The 15,169-nt window shown below is 59.6% G+C and carries 13 protein-coding genes; 10 read left to right on the top strand and 3 right to left on the bottom strand.

What is annotated here, in order from left to right; genetic code table 11:
• Positions 1–223: 223 nt before the first annotated feature.
• From rraA to LCH64_RS11440, 7 genes are all read left to right on the top strand, one after another.
• Positions 224–715, top strand: coding sequence for a ribonuclease E activity regulator RraA (gene rraA / locus LCH64_RS11470; protein ID WP_226500316.1), 492 nt, complete (start codon positions 224–226; stop codon positions 713–715).
• Between the two features lie 25 nt (positions 716–740).
• Positions 741–1,736, top strand: coding sequence for a zinc transporter ZntB (locus LCH64_RS11465; RefSeq protein WP_003223291.1), 996 nt, complete (start codon positions 741–743; stop codon positions 1,734–1,736).
• Between the two features lie 63 nt (positions 1,737–1,799).
• Positions 1,800–2,048 carry a hypothetical protein gene (locus LCH64_RS11460; RefSeq protein ID WP_003223293.1) on the top strand — a complete coding sequence of 83 codons (249 nt, stop codon included), beginning with the start codon at positions 1,800–1,802 and terminating at the stop codon, positions 2,046–2,048.
• Positions 2,049–2,050: 2 nt separating this feature from the next.
• Positions 2,051–2,875: a mechanosensitive ion channel domain-containing protein gene (locus tag LCH64_RS11455; RefSeq protein WP_003223294.1), complete on the top strand. Its 825-nt coding sequence runs from the start codon at positions 2,051–2,053 to the stop codon at positions 2,873–2,875.
• Positions 2,876–2,962: 87 nt separating this feature from the next.
• Positions 2,963–3,553, top strand: coding sequence for an RNA polymerase sigma factor SigX (gene sigX, locus LCH64_RS11450; protein WP_064116922.1), 591 nt, complete (start codon positions 2,963–2,965; stop codon positions 3,551–3,553).
• A gap of 107 nt (positions 3,554–3,660) precedes the next feature.
• Positions 3,661–4,638, top strand: coding sequence for an OmpA family protein (locus LCH64_RS11445; protein WP_226500315.1), 978 nt, complete (start codon positions 3,661–3,663; stop codon positions 4,636–4,638).
• 124 nt (positions 4,639–4,762) lie between these two features.
• Positions 4,763–5,782, top strand: a complete 1,020-nt coding sequence (locus LCH64_RS11440; protein ID WP_003223297.1) for a quinone-dependent dihydroorotate dehydrogenase — start codon at positions 4,763–4,765, stop codon at positions 5,780–5,782.
• A gap of 265 nt (positions 5,783–6,047) precedes the next feature.
• Here the strand turns inward: LCH64_RS11440 and LCH64_RS11435 are convergent, their stop codons facing one another.
• Positions 6,048–6,263 (bottom strand): ribosome modulation factor, encoded by a 216-nt coding sequence (locus LCH64_RS11435; protein WP_003223300.1) that lies wholly within the window; start codon positions 6,261–6,263, stop codon positions 6,048–6,050.
• A gap of 532 nt (positions 6,264–6,795) precedes the next feature.
• On the opposite strand from LCH64_RS11435, the gene rlmKL reads away from it, so the two are divergent.
• Positions 6,796–9,066, top strand: a complete 2,271-nt coding sequence (gene rlmKL / locus LCH64_RS11430; protein WP_226500314.1) for a bifunctional 23S rRNA (guanine(2069)-N(7))-methyltransferase RlmK/23S rRNA (guanine(2445)-N(2))-methyltransferase RlmL — start codon at positions 6,796–6,798, stop codon at positions 9,064–9,066.
• A 146-nt stretch (positions 9,067–9,212) separates the two neighbouring features.
• On the top strand, positions 9,213–11,600 hold the full coding sequence (locus LCH64_RS11425; RefSeq protein ID WP_226500313.1) for a diguanylate cyclase: 2,388 nt from the start codon (positions 9,213–9,215) through the stop codon (positions 11,598–11,600).
• Between the two features lie 125 nt (positions 11,601–11,725).
• On the opposite strand, the gene dacB is transcribed toward LCH64_RS11425, so the two are convergent.
• On the bottom strand, positions 11,726–13,186 hold the full coding sequence (dacB, locus tag LCH64_RS11420) for a D-alanyl-D-alanine carboxypeptidase/D-alanyl-D-alanine-endopeptidase (RefSeq protein ID WP_103484611.1): 1,461 nt from the start codon (positions 13,184–13,186) through the stop codon (positions 11,726–11,728).
• 235 nt (positions 13,187–13,421) lie between these two features.
• On the opposite strand from dacB, the gene LCH64_RS11415 reads away from it, so the two are divergent.
• Entirely contained in the window at positions 13,422–13,766 is a 345-nt protein-coding gene (locus LCH64_RS11415) for a YggL family protein (RefSeq protein ID WP_003223308.1), read from the top strand.
• 36 nt (positions 13,767–13,802) lie between these two features.
• Here the strand turns inward: LCH64_RS11415 and LCH64_RS11410 are convergent, their stop codons facing one another.
• Complete coding sequence (locus LCH64_RS11410; RefSeq protein WP_003223310.1) at positions 13,803–14,999, bottom strand: benzoate/H(+) symporter BenE family transporter; 1,197 nt, start codon at positions 14,997–14,999, stop codon at positions 13,803–13,805.
• Positions 15,000–15,169 lie beyond the last annotated feature (170 nt).

Below are 15,169 nucleotides of genomic sequence, written 5' to 3'. Positions count from 1 at the left end.
CCAAGGCTCTGAAAAGGGCATTTCGCTCAGGTCGGCTTGCGGCTAAGATATGACGCATTGTGCGGTTCTGGTCATAATTGATGGCTGTTTAGCTATTACGTTTCAGCGTATGTTCAGGTTCATTCAGCGAACATTGCATGAATCAGGGTAAACAGCGACTGCCGGAGCTCGTCTCAAAAGAATGCGGCATCCTAGATCGTCTTCCTTTAACAGGAGTTTCTCGATGAACCATTACCTCACGCCTGACCTGTGCGACGCCTATCCGGAGCTGGTGCAGGTGCTGGAACCGATGTTCAGCAATTTCGGCGGCCGTGATTCTTTCGGCGGCGAAATCGTGACCATCAAATGTTTCGAAGATAACTCGCTGGTCAAAGAGCAAGCCGAACTCAAGGGTGATGGCAAAGTGCTGGTGGTCGATGGCGGCGGTTCGCTGCGTCGCGCGCTGTTGGGCGACATGATCGCCGAGAAAGCCGCGAAAAACGGTTGGGAAGGGTTGGTGATCTACGGTTGCATTCGTGACGTCGACGTCATCGCCCAGACCGATCTCGGTGTCCAGGCCCTGGCCAGCCATCCGATGAAGACCGAAAAACGCGGTCTCGGCGACCTTAACGTACCGGTGACTTTCGCCGGCGTGACGTTCCACCCGGGCCAGTACATTTATGCGGACAACAACGGCGTGATCATCTCGCCGAGCCCGCTGAAGATGCCTGAATAAACAGCGGCAGAACAAAGGGATGCGGATGTTCGAGGAAGAAAACGCGCAGTGGGGGCTGGTGCATGCCCTGGTGCTGGACGGTAAGGGCGGTGCGCGTTCGATAGCCAGGACCGAGCTCGACGATCTGCAGCTACAGGCCCATGAGAGTCTGTGGCTGCATTGGGATCGCAGTCATCCGCAAACCCAGACCTGGCTGCGCAAATCCAGCGGCCTGAATGAATTTGCCTGCGACCTGCTGCTGGAAGAGAACACTCGGCCGCGCCTGTTGCCATTGCCCGATGCCGAACTGCTGCTGTTTCTGCGCGGGGTCAACCTGAATCCAGGTGCCGAGCCGGAAGACATGGTTTCGGTGCGGATTTTCGCCTCGGCGCAACGGGTCATCTCCCTGCGTCTGCGCCCGCTGCGCGCCACCGATGAGTTGTTGGCGCTGTTGAGCGAGGGCAAAGGTCCGAAAACGTCCTCCGAACTGATCCTGTATCTGGCGCAATTCCTCACCCACAAGGTGCAGGATCTGGTCACGTGCCTGTCGGAACTGGTCGATGAAGAGGAAGAGCGGCTGGATGCCGACGAACGGTATACCCCCGAGCATGGCTCGATTTTGCACATCCGCCGCCGGGCTGCCGGACTGAAGCGTTTCCTCGCGCCGCAGCGGGATATTTTCGGACAGCTGACGCGGATAAAACTGCCATGGTTTGTCGACGATGACGCCGACTACTGGAACGAATTGAACAACAGCCTGACCCGCTATCTCGAAGAGCTCGAATTGACCCGAGAGCGCATGGGGCTTGTGCTGGAGGCTGAAGACCGGCGTTTGAACGTGCGCATGAATCGCACGATGTATCGCTTCGGCATCATCACCTGTATTTTTTTGCCGATGAGTTTTCTCACCGGTCTGTTGGGCATAAACGTGGGCGGAATTCCGTTCTCGAGCAGCCCTTACGGCTTCCTGATCGCCTGTCTGACGGTGTTGGCGATGGCCTTTGGTCAATGGTGGTTATTCCGCCGTTTGCGCTGGGTATGAATATGCAATATGTGACCCGACCAAATTTGCCCGCGTCTTTCACAGACATCACGAGAGGTGCGTATGCACGATCCGTTTGAACAGTCTTTGCGCGACATGCTCAACGCCTCGCCGTCCAGCCGTGACGACGATGCATGCCTGGGTCGCGTGCTCAAAACCGCCAACCGCCAGGTTGGCGCCGGTGATCTGTTCAGCCTGCTGGGCCGCTGGCTGCCCGCGCTGATGATCGCCCTGAATAATGGATCGGCCCACGTTTCGCCGGTTTCCCGTCTTCGTAAAACTACCGCTCGCACTGCTGATAAGGCTGATTGAATATGGAACTTGATCTCTGGACTCAGAGCCTCGTCACTGCAATGACTGCGTTGTGGACCAAAGTCGCTAATTTCATTCCGAACCTGTTCGGCGCACTGGTGGTGCTGCTGTTGGGTTTCGTGGTGGCCAAGCTGCTCGATACCTTGCTCTCCAAATTGCTCGCCAAACTGGGCCTTGATCGCCTGATGGGCGGCACCGGACTGACCAAGTTGATGTCGCGTGCCGGGCTTCAGGTACCGATCTCGACCTTGATCGGCAAGATCGTCTACTGGTTCGTTTTGCTGATTTTTCTGGTTTCCGCGGCAGAGTCCCTTGGACTTGAGCGAGTTTCAGCTACGCTGGACATGCTGGCGTTGTATTTGCCGAAAGTTTTCGGCGCCGCGCTGGTGTTGCTGGTGGGCGTATTGCTTGCGCAACTGGCCAACGGGCTGGTGCGCGGCGCGGCAGAAGGCGTAGGGCTGGACTATGCTTCAGGTTTGGGCCGAATTGCCCAGGGGCTGGTGATCATCATCAGCATCTCGGTCGCGATCAGTCAGCTTGAAGTCAAGACCGACCTGCTTAACCATGTAATTGTCATTGTATTGATTACCGTTGGTCTGGCGGTTGCGCTGGCGATGGGATTGGGAAGCCGGGAAATTGCCGGTCAGATTCTTGCGGGAATCTATGTGCGTGAGTTGTATCAGGTTGGGCAACAAGTGCGTGTTGGCGAGGTCGAAGGCCAGATCGAAGAGATCGGCACGGTTAAAACCACATTGCTGACCGATGACGGTGAGCTAGTCTCACTCTCCAATCGGATCCTGCTGGAACAGCATGTGAGTAGCCGCTAACCCGGCAAACCCTGCTAATGTATGCCGCCGCAAAATGCCCTGAGAGGGTAGCGGCGGACATTGACCTGACTGTCGGCACGACTTGTTTTGAATAAAGCCCAAACGCTATCCACGCGCTATGACCCCCGTGAGCTCTCTGATGAGGAGTTGGTCGCGCGCGCGCATACCGAGCTGTTTCACGTAACGCGCGCCTATGAAGAGCTGATGCGGCGTTACCAGCGAACATTATTTAACGTTTGTGCGAGATATCTTGGGAACGATCGCGACGCAGACGATGTCTGTCAGGAAGTGATGCTGAAGGTGCTGTACGGCCTGAAGAATTTCGAGGGGAAATCGAAGTTCAAAACCTGGCTGTACAGCATCACTTACAACGAATGCATCACGCAGTATCGGAAAGAACGGCGAAAGCGTCGCTTGATGGACGCCTTGAGTCTGGACCCCCTGGAAGAAGCGTCGGAAGAAAAGGCGCCGAAACCCGAGGAGAAGGGCGGACTCGATCGCTGGCTGGTGTATGTGAACCCGATTGACCGTGAAATTCTGGTGCTACGATTTGTCGCAGAGCTTGAATTTCAGGAAATCGCAGACATCATGCACATGGGTTTGAGTGCGACAAAAATGCGGTACAAACGTGCTCTAGACAAATTACGTGAGAAATTTGCAGGCATTGCTGAAACTTAGTTCAGCGCAAATATCTCTTACGTGTAGGCAAGTTCTGATAGACTTGCCGCCGAGTTGTCCCCCGGTTTGCGGGACTGCTTCACAATCACCAGATGGGGATTTAACGGATGAAACTGAAAAACACCTTGGGCTTGGCCATTGGTTCTCTTATTGCCGCTACTTCGTTCGGCGCATTGGCACAAGGCCAAGGCGCAGTTGAAGGCGAGATCAACTACAAGAAGCAGTACAACGACAGCATTGATCATGTCGAAGACGGCTTCAACCCAGGCGCCAAAATCGGTTACTTCCTGACCGACGACGTCTCGATCAACTTCGGCTGGGATCGTAACAACCACACCCGTTCGAACGACGGTACCGGTAGCCAGAAACTGCGCGGTGACAACTTCGGTCTGACTGCTCAATACCACTTCAACAACGCTGGCGACGCTCTGCGTCCATACGTTGAAGGTGGCGTTAAGCACGGCAACCTGACCAACGTAGCTGCTGACGGCCACACCGGTCGCGACCAGTCGACTTTCCTGACTGCTGGCGCTGGCGTTAAGTACTACTTCGCCGAAAACTTCTTCGCCCGTGCTGGCGTAGAAGCTGACTACAAACTGGACAACGGCCGTTGGGACTACGCTCCATCGGTTGGTCTGGGCGTGAACTTCGGTGGTGGCGGCAAGCCAGCTCCGGCTCCAGTTCCAGCTCCAGAGCCAGTTGCAGAAGCTCCAGTTGAAGCTCCAGTTGCTGAAGTTGTTCGTGTTGAGCTGGACGTCAAGTTCGACTTCGACAAGTCGGTCGTCAAGCCTAACAGCTACGCTGACATCAAGAACCTGGCTGACTTCATGAAGCAGTACCCAGCGACTCACACCACTGTTGAAGGTCACACTGACTCCGTCGGTCCTGACGCTTACAACCAGAAACTGTCTCAGCGTCGTGCAGACGCTGTTAAGAAAGTTCTGACTCAGCAGTACGGTGTTGAATCGTCCCGCGTTAACTCGGTTGGCTACGGCAAAACCCGCCCAGTTGCTGACAACAGCACTGAAGCTGGCCGCGCTGTAAACCGTCGCGTAGAAGCGCAGGTTGAAGCTCAAGCTAAGTAATTAGCTCGCCGCTTTGAGAAAAGCCCGGCCTAGGCCGGGCTTTTCTTTGTCTGCGATTTGGTGTTGAAGCCATAAGCCCGGCTATAATCGCCACCTCTTTTCGCCGCCCGAGTCATCGCCGCCCATGTACACCCTGGCCCGTCAGCTGTTGTTCAAACTTTCCCCGGAAACTTCCCACGATCTGTCGCTTGATCTGATCGGCGCGGGTGGGCGTTTGGGCCTCAACGGCTTGCTGTGCAAGAAGCCGGCGAACGTTCCGGTGACGGTCATGGGCCTGGACTTCCCGAACCCGGTGGGTCTTGCGGCCGGTCTGGACAAGAACGGCGCGGCCATCGACGGCTTCTCGCAGTTGGGTTTCGGTTTCGTCGAAATCGGCACCGTGACCCCGCGTCCGCAGCCGGGCAACCCGAAACCACGGATCTTCCGCCTGCCGGAAGCCGAGGCGATCATCAACCGCATGGGCTTCAACAACCTGGGTGTGGATAACCTGCTGGCGCGGGTCGCCGCGGCCAAATACACGGGTGTGCTGGGGATCAACATCGGCAAGAACTTCGACACCCCGGTCGAGCGTGCAGTGGATGACTACCTGATCTGCCTGGACAAGGTGTATGCCCACGCCAGCTATGTCACGGTCAACGTCAGCTCGCCGAACACCCCGGGCCTGCGCAGCCTGCAGTTCGGTGATTCGCTCAAGCAGTTGCTGGCGGATCTGGCCACGCGCCGCGCCGAACTGGCCCTGCGCCACGGCAAGCACGTACCGCTGGCGATCAAGATTGCCCCGGACATGACCGACGAAGAAACCGCGCAGGTTGCCCAGGCATTGATCGAAACCGGGATGGACGCGGTGATCGCCACCAACACCACCCTGAGCCGCGTTGGCGTCGAAGGCATGGAGCATGGTGACGAGGCGGGCGGTCTGTCCGGCGCTCCGGTGCGCGACAAGAGCACGCATACCGTGAAGGTGTTGGCGGCTGAGCTGGGTGGTCGTTTGCCGATCATCGCGGCGGGCGGGATCACTGAAGGCAAGCATGCGGCGGAGAAGATCACCGCGGGTGCGAGTCTGGTGCAGATTTACTCGGGCTTTATCTATAAAGGCCCGGCGCTGATTCGCGAATCGGTCGACGCCATCGCCGCCCTGCGCTGAGGATTGCTGAGGGCTTCTGTGGCGAGGGAGCTTGCTCCCGCTGGGTTTCGAAGCTGCCCCAGGTTTTTCAGGTCGCGAGGATTCAGCATTTGCGACTGCTGCGCAGCCGAGCGGGAGCAAGCTCCCTCGCCACAGGGGATTGCATTTTCAGGCATAAAAAAGGGCTCCTCGAAGGAGCCCCTGGGCCGCAGCCCGCCGTCCGGGAAGGACGTGCATGGTAAGTCGCTATAAATTCAGATTGTCGTATTGCAATAAGTGCCCTGTGTTAGCCGACGGCGTGAAGTTCGTTGAGTCTGTGGATCCCCGCAGTGCCGGTCATACCGTCCCAGTTGTCGCCGCGTCCTTCTCGCCAGCCGTTGATCCAGGCTTGGCGTACCGACGGTAGAGTAAATGGGCAAAGCTCGCGGGATTTGCCACCAACGCCATATTGATATCCGCGCAAAAATGCTCTTTCCAACGGATCACGCTTAAGTCTTCTCATAGGGTGTTTCCCTCACTTGTTGACTGTTTTTGTCGCGTTGACCTCAACCGAGGTCTGGCAGAAAAAACTCTGCCGTTGGGCGGCTCGCTGCCGGCGTGGCGAGCCAAGGTGTTGACGCCGTTGCGACGTCAACCTGTGTCCAGTTCTAACCAATGAGTCACATTGAGGGAATGATCGTTTTGTCATAAGGACGTAACGAAAATAGTGCTACAGCCATAAGTAACGAGTGGTTTCATGAACGAATTTTCACCAAACCCCGGTATGATCGGCCCCGCGCTGGATGATGGGGTTAATCCTTTAGTGAGAATGACCCACGTTTACGCTCGGTTACTAAGCGACGAAGGGTCGCTTTAAGACTTTTTGTTTCATCAACTTTTTTATCTGTCCCGGCATCTAAGCTCTTTTAACCCGAGCAGCGGGGATGGAACGGCACACCTTCGTGCCACGCGGGCGCTCTTTTAGAAAAGCGCCTGATTGAAAACCGGATCGGCAATGCGTTGCCGATTCACTAGCCAAAGGCTCTGGAAATACCATGTCCGATCGTTTCGAACTCTTCCTCACTTGCCCCAAAGGCCTTGAAGGCCTGCTTATCGAGGAAGCCGTCGGGCTTGGCCTTGAAGAAGCTCGCGAGCACACCTCCGCCGTGCGTGGCATGGCCACGATGGAAACCGCTTATCGCCTGTGCCTGTGGTCGCGTCTGGCCAACCGGGTGCTGCTGGTGCTCAAGCGCTTCCCGATGAAAGACGCTGAAGACCTGTACCACGGCGTGCTCGACGTCGAGTGGCAGGATCACATGCTCTCCGACGGCACCCTGGCTGTTGAATTCAGCGGTCACGGTTCGGGCATCGACAACACCCACTTCGGCGCACTGAAAGTCAAAGACGCCATCGTCGACAAACTGCGTACCCCGCAGGGCGACCGCCCAAGCATCGACAAACTCAACCCGGATCTGCGCATTCACCTGCGCCTGGATCGCGGCGAAGCGATCCTGTCCCTCGACCTTTCCGGCCACAGCCTGCATCAGCGCGGTTACCGCCTGCAGCAGGGCGCGGCGCCGCTGAAGGAAAACCTCGCGGCAGCGATCCTGATCCGTTCCGGCTGGCCGCGCATTGCGGCCGAAGGTGGCGCGCTGGCTGACCCGATGTGCGGTGTCGGTACGTTCCTCGTCGAAGCCGGGATGATCGCCGCCGACATGGCGCCGAACCTGCGTCGCGAGCAGTGGGGCTTCACCGCATGGCTGGGTCACGTCCCGGCGCTGTGGAAAAAACTCCATGAAGAAGCGGTTGAGCGCGCCGCTGCCGGTCTGGCCAAGCCGCCGCTGTGGATTCGTGGTTACGAAGCCGATCCGCGCCTGATTCAACCGGGCCGCAATAACGTCGAGCGCGCCGGTCTGAGCGAGTGGATCAAGATCTATCAGGGCGAAGTCGCGACCTTCGAGCCGCGTCCGGATCAGAACCAGAAAGGTCTGGTGATCTGCAACCCGCCGTACGGCGAGCGTCTGGGCGACGAAGCCAGCCTGCTTTACCTCTACCAGAACCTTGGCGAGCGTCTGCGTCAGGCCTGCCTGAACTGGGAAGCGGCGGTGTTCACTGGCGCGCCGGATCTGGGCAAGCGCATGGGCATTCGCAGCCACAAGCAGTATTCGTTCTGGAACGGCGCACTGCCGTGCAAGCTGCTGTTGATCAAGGTGCTGCCGGATCAGTTCGTCACGGGCGAGCGGCGTACCCCGGAACAGCGTCAGGCCGAGCGTGAGCAAGCGGCTTACGATCAGACCCCGAACGAGCCGCAAGAGCGCAAGTTCAACAAGAACGGCAACCCGATCAAACCGACGCCCGCCCCGGCGCCAGTGATCGAGCAGCCGCGCCTGAGCGAAGGCGGGCAGATGTTTGCCAACCGCCTGCAAAAGAACCTCAAGGCGCTGAGCAAGTGGATCAAGCGCGAAGGCATCGACTGCTATCGCGTCTATGATGCCGACATGCCGGAATACGCCATGGCCATCGACCTGTATCACGACTGGGTGCACGTGCAGGAATACGCGGCGCCGAAGTCGATTGATCCGGAAAAGGCCTCGGCGCGCATGTTCGACGCGTTGGCGGCGATCCCGCAGGCGCTGAACGTCGACAAGAGCCGCGTGGTGGTCAAGCGCCGCGAGCGTCAGAGCGGTACCAAGCAGTACGAGCGTCAGGCGGCGCAGGGCAAGTTCAACGAGGTCAGCGAAGGCGGCGTCAAGCTGCTGGTGAACCTCACCGACTACCTCGACACCGGTCTGTTCCTCGACCACCGGCCGATCCGCATGCGCATTCAGAAAGAGGCTGCCGGCAAGCGCTTCCTCAATCTGTTCTGCTACACCGCGACCGCCAGTGTGCACGCGGCCAAGGGCGGTGCGCGCAGCACCACCAGCGTCGACCTGTCGAAGACTTATCTGGACTGGGCGCGCCGCAACCTGTCGCTGAACGGTTTCTCCGACAAGAACCGTCTGGAGCAGGGCGACGTGATGGCGTGGCTGGAAAGCTGCCGTGAAGAGTACGACCTGATCTTCATCGATCCGCCGACCTTCTCCAACTCCAAGCGCATGGAAGGCATCTTCGACGTGCAGCGTGATCAGGTGCAGTTGATCGATCTGGCCATGGCGCGCCTGGCGCCGGGTGGCGTGCTGTACTTCTCGAACAACTTCCGCAAGTTCCAGTTGGAGGAGAACCTGGCCGAGCGTTACGCGGTCGAGGAAATCAGCGCGCAGACCATCGATCCGGATTTTGCCCGCAACACCAAGATTCACCGCGCCTGGAAAATCACGGCTCGTTGACGCTTGACCTGGTTGGATCCACAGAGCCTTGATTTTAAAAGGCTCTTGGATCCGATCAGAGCTAGCCAAATTAATGGCTAATAGCTATAACTCAACTCATGGCCAATGGGGTTTTTCCCTGAACAGTGGCGTCGTGAGTTGCCCCTATGTCGTTGCACCCCGTGCGCCCAAAGATACTGGGTTTTATCAGCGAAGAAGTCTCGGCCTGGCTGGTCGCGCTGCTGGTATTGCTCGCCGGCGGGATTCTCACGGGGCTGCTCGCCTGGGCCACCCTCACTCAGTTTCATCATCAACTGCATCAACGCTTTCAGCTGCTGGCCAATGAGCGTTACAGCCGCATCGAAGAACGTTTCCAGGATCAGGAGCAGCGCCTTGACGGCCTGCGCCGCTTCTTCGCCAACTCCGATTCGGTCTCACGCAGCGAATTCGATGGCTATGCCAAACCTCTTTTATTACGCACCCAGGCCTATTCCTATGCGCCGCGGGTCAGTCGTGCCCAGCGCCCGGCGGTTGAGCAAGCGGTGCGCAACGAAGGTTTCAGCACCTTTACCTTTCGTGAACTGACCGCTGACGACCAGCTCCAGGCAGCCGGTGATCGCCCCGAATATGTGCCGGTGATCTACACCCAGAGTCAGAGCCACTTGCCTACGCCACTGGGTTACGACCTGCTGGCGCAACCCCTGCGCCGAGCGACACTGGAGCGCGCCGACCGTACCGGGCACATGGTGGTGTCCCAGCCGTTGCATCTGGTGGGCGTTGATCCGGCGTATGCCCGGGGCGTATTGCTGGTGGCGCCGGTCACTCGCGAAGGGGCGCCGAAAAGTCCGCCGGAAGGCTATGTAATGGCGGTGATCAGCATGCAGCAGTTGCTGGCCGACGGGTTGCCCGAAGACAACCAGGATTTCCTCAGCGTACGCATTCTTGACCTGTCCACCGACGATCAGCATGAAGTGCTTTACGAGTCGGCCAACAAGGCGGGGGCCAGTGATCTGTCGGCCACGCAGTTGTTGCGCATGGCCGACCATGACTATCAGGTGGACATACAGCCCAGCGAAGCCTTTCTGCAGGCCAACCATTCGTCAATCAGCAGCCTGGTGGTGCTGGGCGCGCTGCTGAGTGTGTTGCTCAGCGCATTGCTCTATGTGTTGGTGAGCCAGCGTCAACGCGCCTTGCGCATGGTCGAACTGCGCACCCAGGAATTGCACGCCCGGGAGCAGGAATTGCGCGGCACGCACGGCCAGTTGCGCGGCGTGCTGAATGCCGCGACCCAAGTGGCAATCATTGCCACCGACCTGCGCGGGGTGATCAACACCTTCAACCCTGGCGCCGAACAGATGCTCGGCTACAGCAGCGCTGACGTGGTCGGCCATATGACGCTGGAAAACCTGCATCTGCCGCGAGAGCTGGCCGCGCGTTCGGCGGAGTTGAGTGCGCGTTACGGCAAGAGCATTCCGACCTGCCACGCGATGCTGGTCGAGGGCGGCGAGGTCGGCGGTCATGAGGCGCGCGAGTGGACGCTGGTACGCAGCGACGGCAGCCATCTGCCGGTGAACATGCTTGCCACCCCGGTGCTCGATGAGCAAGGGCTATGGGTCGGTCATCTGGCAATCTGCATCGACATCACCGAGCGCAAGCGTGTGCACGAAGCACTGGCGGCGCGCGATGTACTGCTGAAAAAACTCAGCGCCCACGTGCCCGGCGGCATCTATCAATTCAAGATGGAATTCGACGGGCGCTTCAGCGTGATCTACGCCAGCGACGGCATCCGCGAGATCTACGAGCTGGAGCCGGACGTGCTGCTGCTCAATGCCGAGGCGATTTTCACCCGTATCCACCCGCAGGACATCACCCGCGTGCGCACCTCGATCCGCGCCTCGGCGGACAATCTCAGTCCATGGCGCGAGGAGTACCGCGTGCAGTTGCCCGAGCGCGGCCTGCGCTGGGTGCGCGGCGAGGCGACGCCGGAAGAACTGCCGGGCGGCGGCGTGCTGTGGCACGGCTACATCTCGGACATTTCCGATCTGAAGCGGGTTGAAGAGGAGCTGCGGGCGCTGTCGGTCACCGACTCACTGACTGGCATTCACAACCGTCGCTACTTCCAGGAACGCCTGACCACCGAGATGGCCCGGGTCGAACGTGGCGGCGGCGAGCTGTCGGTGATCATGCTCGACATCGACCACTTCAAGCGCATCAACGACCAGTACGGCCATGCCGTGGGCGACCGGGTGCTGCAGGCGGTGTGCGAACGCATCGCTCATCGCTTGCGCCGAACCGATGTGTTCTGCCGCCTGGGCGGTGAAGAGTTCATGGTGTTGTGCCCGGACATCGACGGCGAGCACGCGTACATCCTCGCCATGGAGCTATGGCAAGGCCTGCGCAGTGCGCCGGTGGATGTGGTCGGGGTGGTGACGGCCAGTTTCGGCATCGCCAGCTGGCGCCCGGGGGAGGGCGCGGATGCGCTGCTGCTGCGGGCGGATTCGGGGGTGTATGCGGCGAAGCAGGGCGGGCGCGATCGGGTCGAGCAGATGAGCTGAGCCTTGGCACGATCTACCTGTGGGAGCGGGCTTGCTCGCGAAAGCGGTGTGTCAGCCAGCAAAAATACTGACTGATCTGACGCCTTCGCGAGCAAGCCCGCTCCCACATTAGAGCGGCTGTGTTTTTACAGCGCCGAAGCCGTCTGCGGCAGGCGCGGCTGCTTGTACAGATCCAGCAGCACCTGATCCAGCACCGACGACGCGCCGAACGGGGCCTTGTCGTTGAGGATCGCCACCACCGCCCAGGTGTTGCCGTTGACGTCGCGGCTGAAGCCGGCGATTGCCCGTACGGTGTTCAGGGTACCGGTCTTGACGTGGGCTTCGCCGCGCATCGCGGTGGTCTTCAGGCGTTTGCGCATGGTGCCGTCCATGCCGGCAATCGGCAGCGAGCTGATGTACTCGGCGGCGTACGGGCTATGCCAGGCAGCTTGCAGCATGTTGGCCATCTCGCGGGCGCTGACGCGTTCGGCGCGCGACAGTCCGGACCCGTTCTCCATCACCAGGTGCGGCGCGGTGATGCCTTTCTTCGCCAGCCACTGGCGAACCACGCGTTGCGCAGCCTTGGCGTCATCACCGTCGGCTTCGTTGCGGTACTTCTGACCGAGGCTCAGGAACAGCTGCTGCGCCATGGTGTTGTTACTGTATTTGTTGATGTCGCGGATGATTTCCGCCAGATCCGGCGAGTACGCGCGGGCCAGCAGCTTGGCGCTGCTCGGGGTCGCGGCGAGGCGATCCTTGCCCTGGATGCTGCCACCCAGTTCTTTCCAGATCGCGCGCACGGCACCGGCGGTGTAGGTCGCGTGGTCGAGCAGCGACAGATAGGTCTGCGAGCTGCAGCCCTCGCCCAATTGACCGGCGACGGTCACGGTCACGCTGCCGTCCGCCTGGGTCACCGGGTTGTAGCGCACGCCACCGGTGCACTGCTTGGAGTTGAGCGCCTTGACCGTGTTTTCGATGCGCACGCTGGCAATCGGCGGCTCCACCGAGATCAGCACCCGGCCGCTGTCATTACGTGCAACGAAGCGCAGGGCCTTGAGGTTGACCAGCAGCGAGTCCGGTTTGACCAGGAATGGTTTGTTCTCGTCGTTGCCGTCGTCGTTGAATTCGGGCAGTTGTGGCTGGATGAAGAAGCTGCGGTCGAGGATCAGGTCGCCGGTGACCTGGGTCACGCCGTTAGCGCGCAGGTCGCGCATCAGCAGCCAGAGTTTTTCCATGTTCAGCTTCGGATCGCCGCCACCCTTGAGGTACAGGTTGCCATTGAGGATGCCGCCGCTCAGGTCGCCGTCGGTGTAGAACTCGGTTTTCCACTGATGGTTGGGGCCGAGCATTTCCAGCGAGGCGTAGGTGGTCACCAGTTTCATGGTCGAGGCCGGGTTGACCGAGACGTCGGCGTTGTACACGGTCGGATTGCCCGGGCCGTCGAGCGGGATCATAACCAGCGACAGCGCGGTTGGCTGCAGTTTGCTGGCCTTGAGGGCTTTTTCGACGTTGGGGGTGAGGGCGGTGTTGATGGTGGCAGCGGCAACCGGCAGGGCCAGGGGCAGAAGAAGGCCGGCGAGAAAGAGAGGACGCAACGATTTGATCATATGAAATAGAACCCTGCAGAAGAGGGGGAAAATAACGAAGGCATGAATGAAAAAGCCCTCAGTGGTCATGAAAGTGTCGGCATTATGCCCCAAGGTGTAACAGCTTGTGCCTTGCCCGAGGCGGCCATTTCGTTATTTTTTTTACAGGCGGTCGGCCACCGCGCCCAGAGAGTCGGGCAATTGACCGCTTAAGCTGGTAAAGTGCCGGCCGTTATTACTTAAGAGGATTGTTCCAATGGCGACTAACCGTTCCCAGCGTCTGCGCAAAAAACTGTGCGTTGATGAATTCCAAGAGCTGGGTTTCGAACTGAACCTGGACTTCAAAGAAGACTTGTCCGAAGAAGCCATTGACGCTTTCCTCGAAGCATTCATCAAAGAAGCCATGGAAGCCAACGGTCTGGGTTATGTTGGCGGCGATGACTTCGGTCTGGTTTGCCTGCAGAAGCGTGGCTCGGTCAACGAAGAGCAGCGCGCTGCCGTTGAAGCCTGGCTGAAAAACCGTAGCGAACTGACCGGCATGACCGTCAGCCCGCTGCTGGACGTCTGGTATCCGGAAAAGCCGATCAACGCGGCTAAGTGATACTGAAAAAAACGGCGACCTGAGGGTCGCCGTTTTTTATGCCTGGGTTTTGCGCCAGTTGAGGATCAGCAAGGTCAGTACCCCCGCGACAATCCCCCAGAACGCCGAACCAATGGAAAACAGCGTCAGCCCCGACGCCGTGACCATGAAGGTGATCAGCGCCGCCTCGCGTTCCTTGACCTCGGTCATGGCGATGCTCAGGCCATTGATGATCGAGCCGAACAGCGCCAGCGCGGCAATCGACAGCACCAGTTCCTTCGGCAGCGCGGCAAACAGCGCCGCCAATGTAGCGCCGAACACCCCGGCGATCCCGTAGAAAATCCCGCACCACACCGCAGCTGTGTAGCGCTTGTTGCGATCTTCATGGGCGTGCGGCCCGGTGCAGATCGCCGCGCTGATTGCCGCAAGGTTGATGCCGTGGGAGCCGAACGGCGCCAGCAGTAGCGAGGCGATGCCGGTGGTGGTGATCAGCGGCGAGGCCGGCACGTTGTAGCCGTCGGCGCGCAGCACGGCGATGCCGGGCATGTTCTGCGAGGTCATCGCCACCACGAACAGCGGGATACCGATGCTGATGGTCGCGGCCAGCGAGAAGTGTGGGGTGGTCCATACCGGTGTCGCTACCTCCAGATGGAAACCGCTGAAATCCAGCAGACCCATGAAGCCCGACAGCGCGGTACCGATCAGCAGCGCGGCGAGCACCGCGTAACGCGGTGACAGGCGTTTGACCACCAAATAGGTGAAGAACATCCCCAACACCAACCCGGTACGGTGCTGCGCGGCGACGAAGATTTCGCTGCCGATCTTGAACAGAATCCCCGCCAGCAGCGCCGCTGCCAGCGACGCCGGGATCTTTTTCACCAGGCGTTCGAAGCTGCCGGTCAGGCCGCAAATCGTCACCAGCACCGCGCAGGTGATGTAGGCGCCGATGGCCTCGCCATAGGTGACGCCGCCCAGGCTGGTGATCAACAAGGCTGCACCCGGTGTCGACCAGGCGATGGTGATCGGTGTGCGATAGCGCAGCGACAGGCCGATCGAGCACACCGCCATGCCGATCGAGATCGCCCAGATCCACGAAGAGATCTGCGCGCTGCTCAAACCCGCCGCTTGCCCGGCCTGGAACATCAGCACCAGCGAACTGGTGTAGCCGGTCATCATCGCGATGAAACCGGCGACGATCGCCGAGGGCGAAGTGTCGGCGAGGGGGCGCAGGCGAGTGTAGGCGGTGTCGTTCATGACGGCGGTGTTCCTTATACAGATGGAGATGTCCGTAGCAACGCTGAACCCAGTGGGAGCGGGCTTGCTCGCGAAAGCGGTGGGTCATTCAAGGCAGATGTCGCCTGACACGCCGCCTTCGCGAGCAAGCCCGCTCCCACAGGGGGATTTTTGTTCTGGCAGCGGATTCT

Origin of the sequence: Pseudomonas sp. MWU16-30322, from assembly GCF_020515535.1 — a bacterium.
In the GTDB taxonomy this organism is placed as follows: Bacteria; Pseudomonadota; Gammaproteobacteria; order Pseudomonadales; family Pseudomonadaceae; genus Aquipseudomonas; species Aquipseudomonas fluorescens_H.
This window is presented reverse-complemented; position numbering and strand designations above follow the sequence as displayed.

Excerpts from the sequence above, each read along its gene's own strand:
- rraA (WP_226500316.1), top strand. The coding sequence starts at position 224 with ATGAACCATTACCTCACGCCTGACCTGTGCGACGCCTATCCGGAGCTG.
- LCH64_RS11465 (WP_003223291.1), top strand. The coding sequence starts at position 741 with ATGTTCGAGGAAGAAAACGCGCAGTGGGGGCTGGTGCATGCCCTGGTG.
- LCH64_RS11460 (WP_003223293.1), top strand. The coding sequence starts at position 1,800 with ATGCACGATCCGTTTGAACAGTCTTTGCGCGACATGCTCAACGCCTCG.
- LCH64_RS11455 (WP_003223294.1), top strand. The coding sequence starts at position 2,051 with ATGGAACTTGATCTCTGGACTCAGAGCCTCGTCACTGCAATGACTGCG.
- LCH64_RS11445 (WP_226500315.1), top strand. The coding sequence starts at position 3,661 with ATGAAACTGAAAAACACCTTGGGCTTGGCCATTGGTTCTCTTATTGCC.
- LCH64_RS11440 (WP_003223297.1), top strand. The coding sequence starts at position 4,763 with ATGTACACCCTGGCCCGTCAGCTGTTGTTCAAACTTTCCCCGGAAACT.
- LCH64_RS11435 (WP_003223300.1), bottom strand. The coding sequence starts at position 6,263 with ATGAGAAGACTTAAGCGTGATCCGTTGGAAAGAGCATTTTTGCGCGGA.
- rlmKL (WP_226500314.1), top strand. The coding sequence starts at position 6,796 with ATGTCCGATCGTTTCGAACTCTTCCTCACTTGCCCCAAAGGCCTTGAA.
- LCH64_RS11425 (WP_226500313.1), top strand. The coding sequence starts at position 9,213 with ATGTCGTTGCACCCCGTGCGCCCAAAGATACTGGGTTTTATCAGCGAA.
- dacB (WP_103484611.1), bottom strand. The coding sequence starts at position 13,186 with ATGATCAAATCGTTGCGTCCTCTCTTTCTCGCCGGCCTTCTTCTGCCC.
- LCH64_RS11415 (WP_003223308.1), top strand. The coding sequence starts at position 13,422 with ATGGCGACTAACCGTTCCCAGCGTCTGCGCAAAAAACTGTGCGTTGAT.
- LCH64_RS11410 (WP_003223310.1), bottom strand. The coding sequence starts at position 14,999 with ATGAACGACACCGCCTACACTCGCCTGCGCCCCCTCGCCGACACTTCG.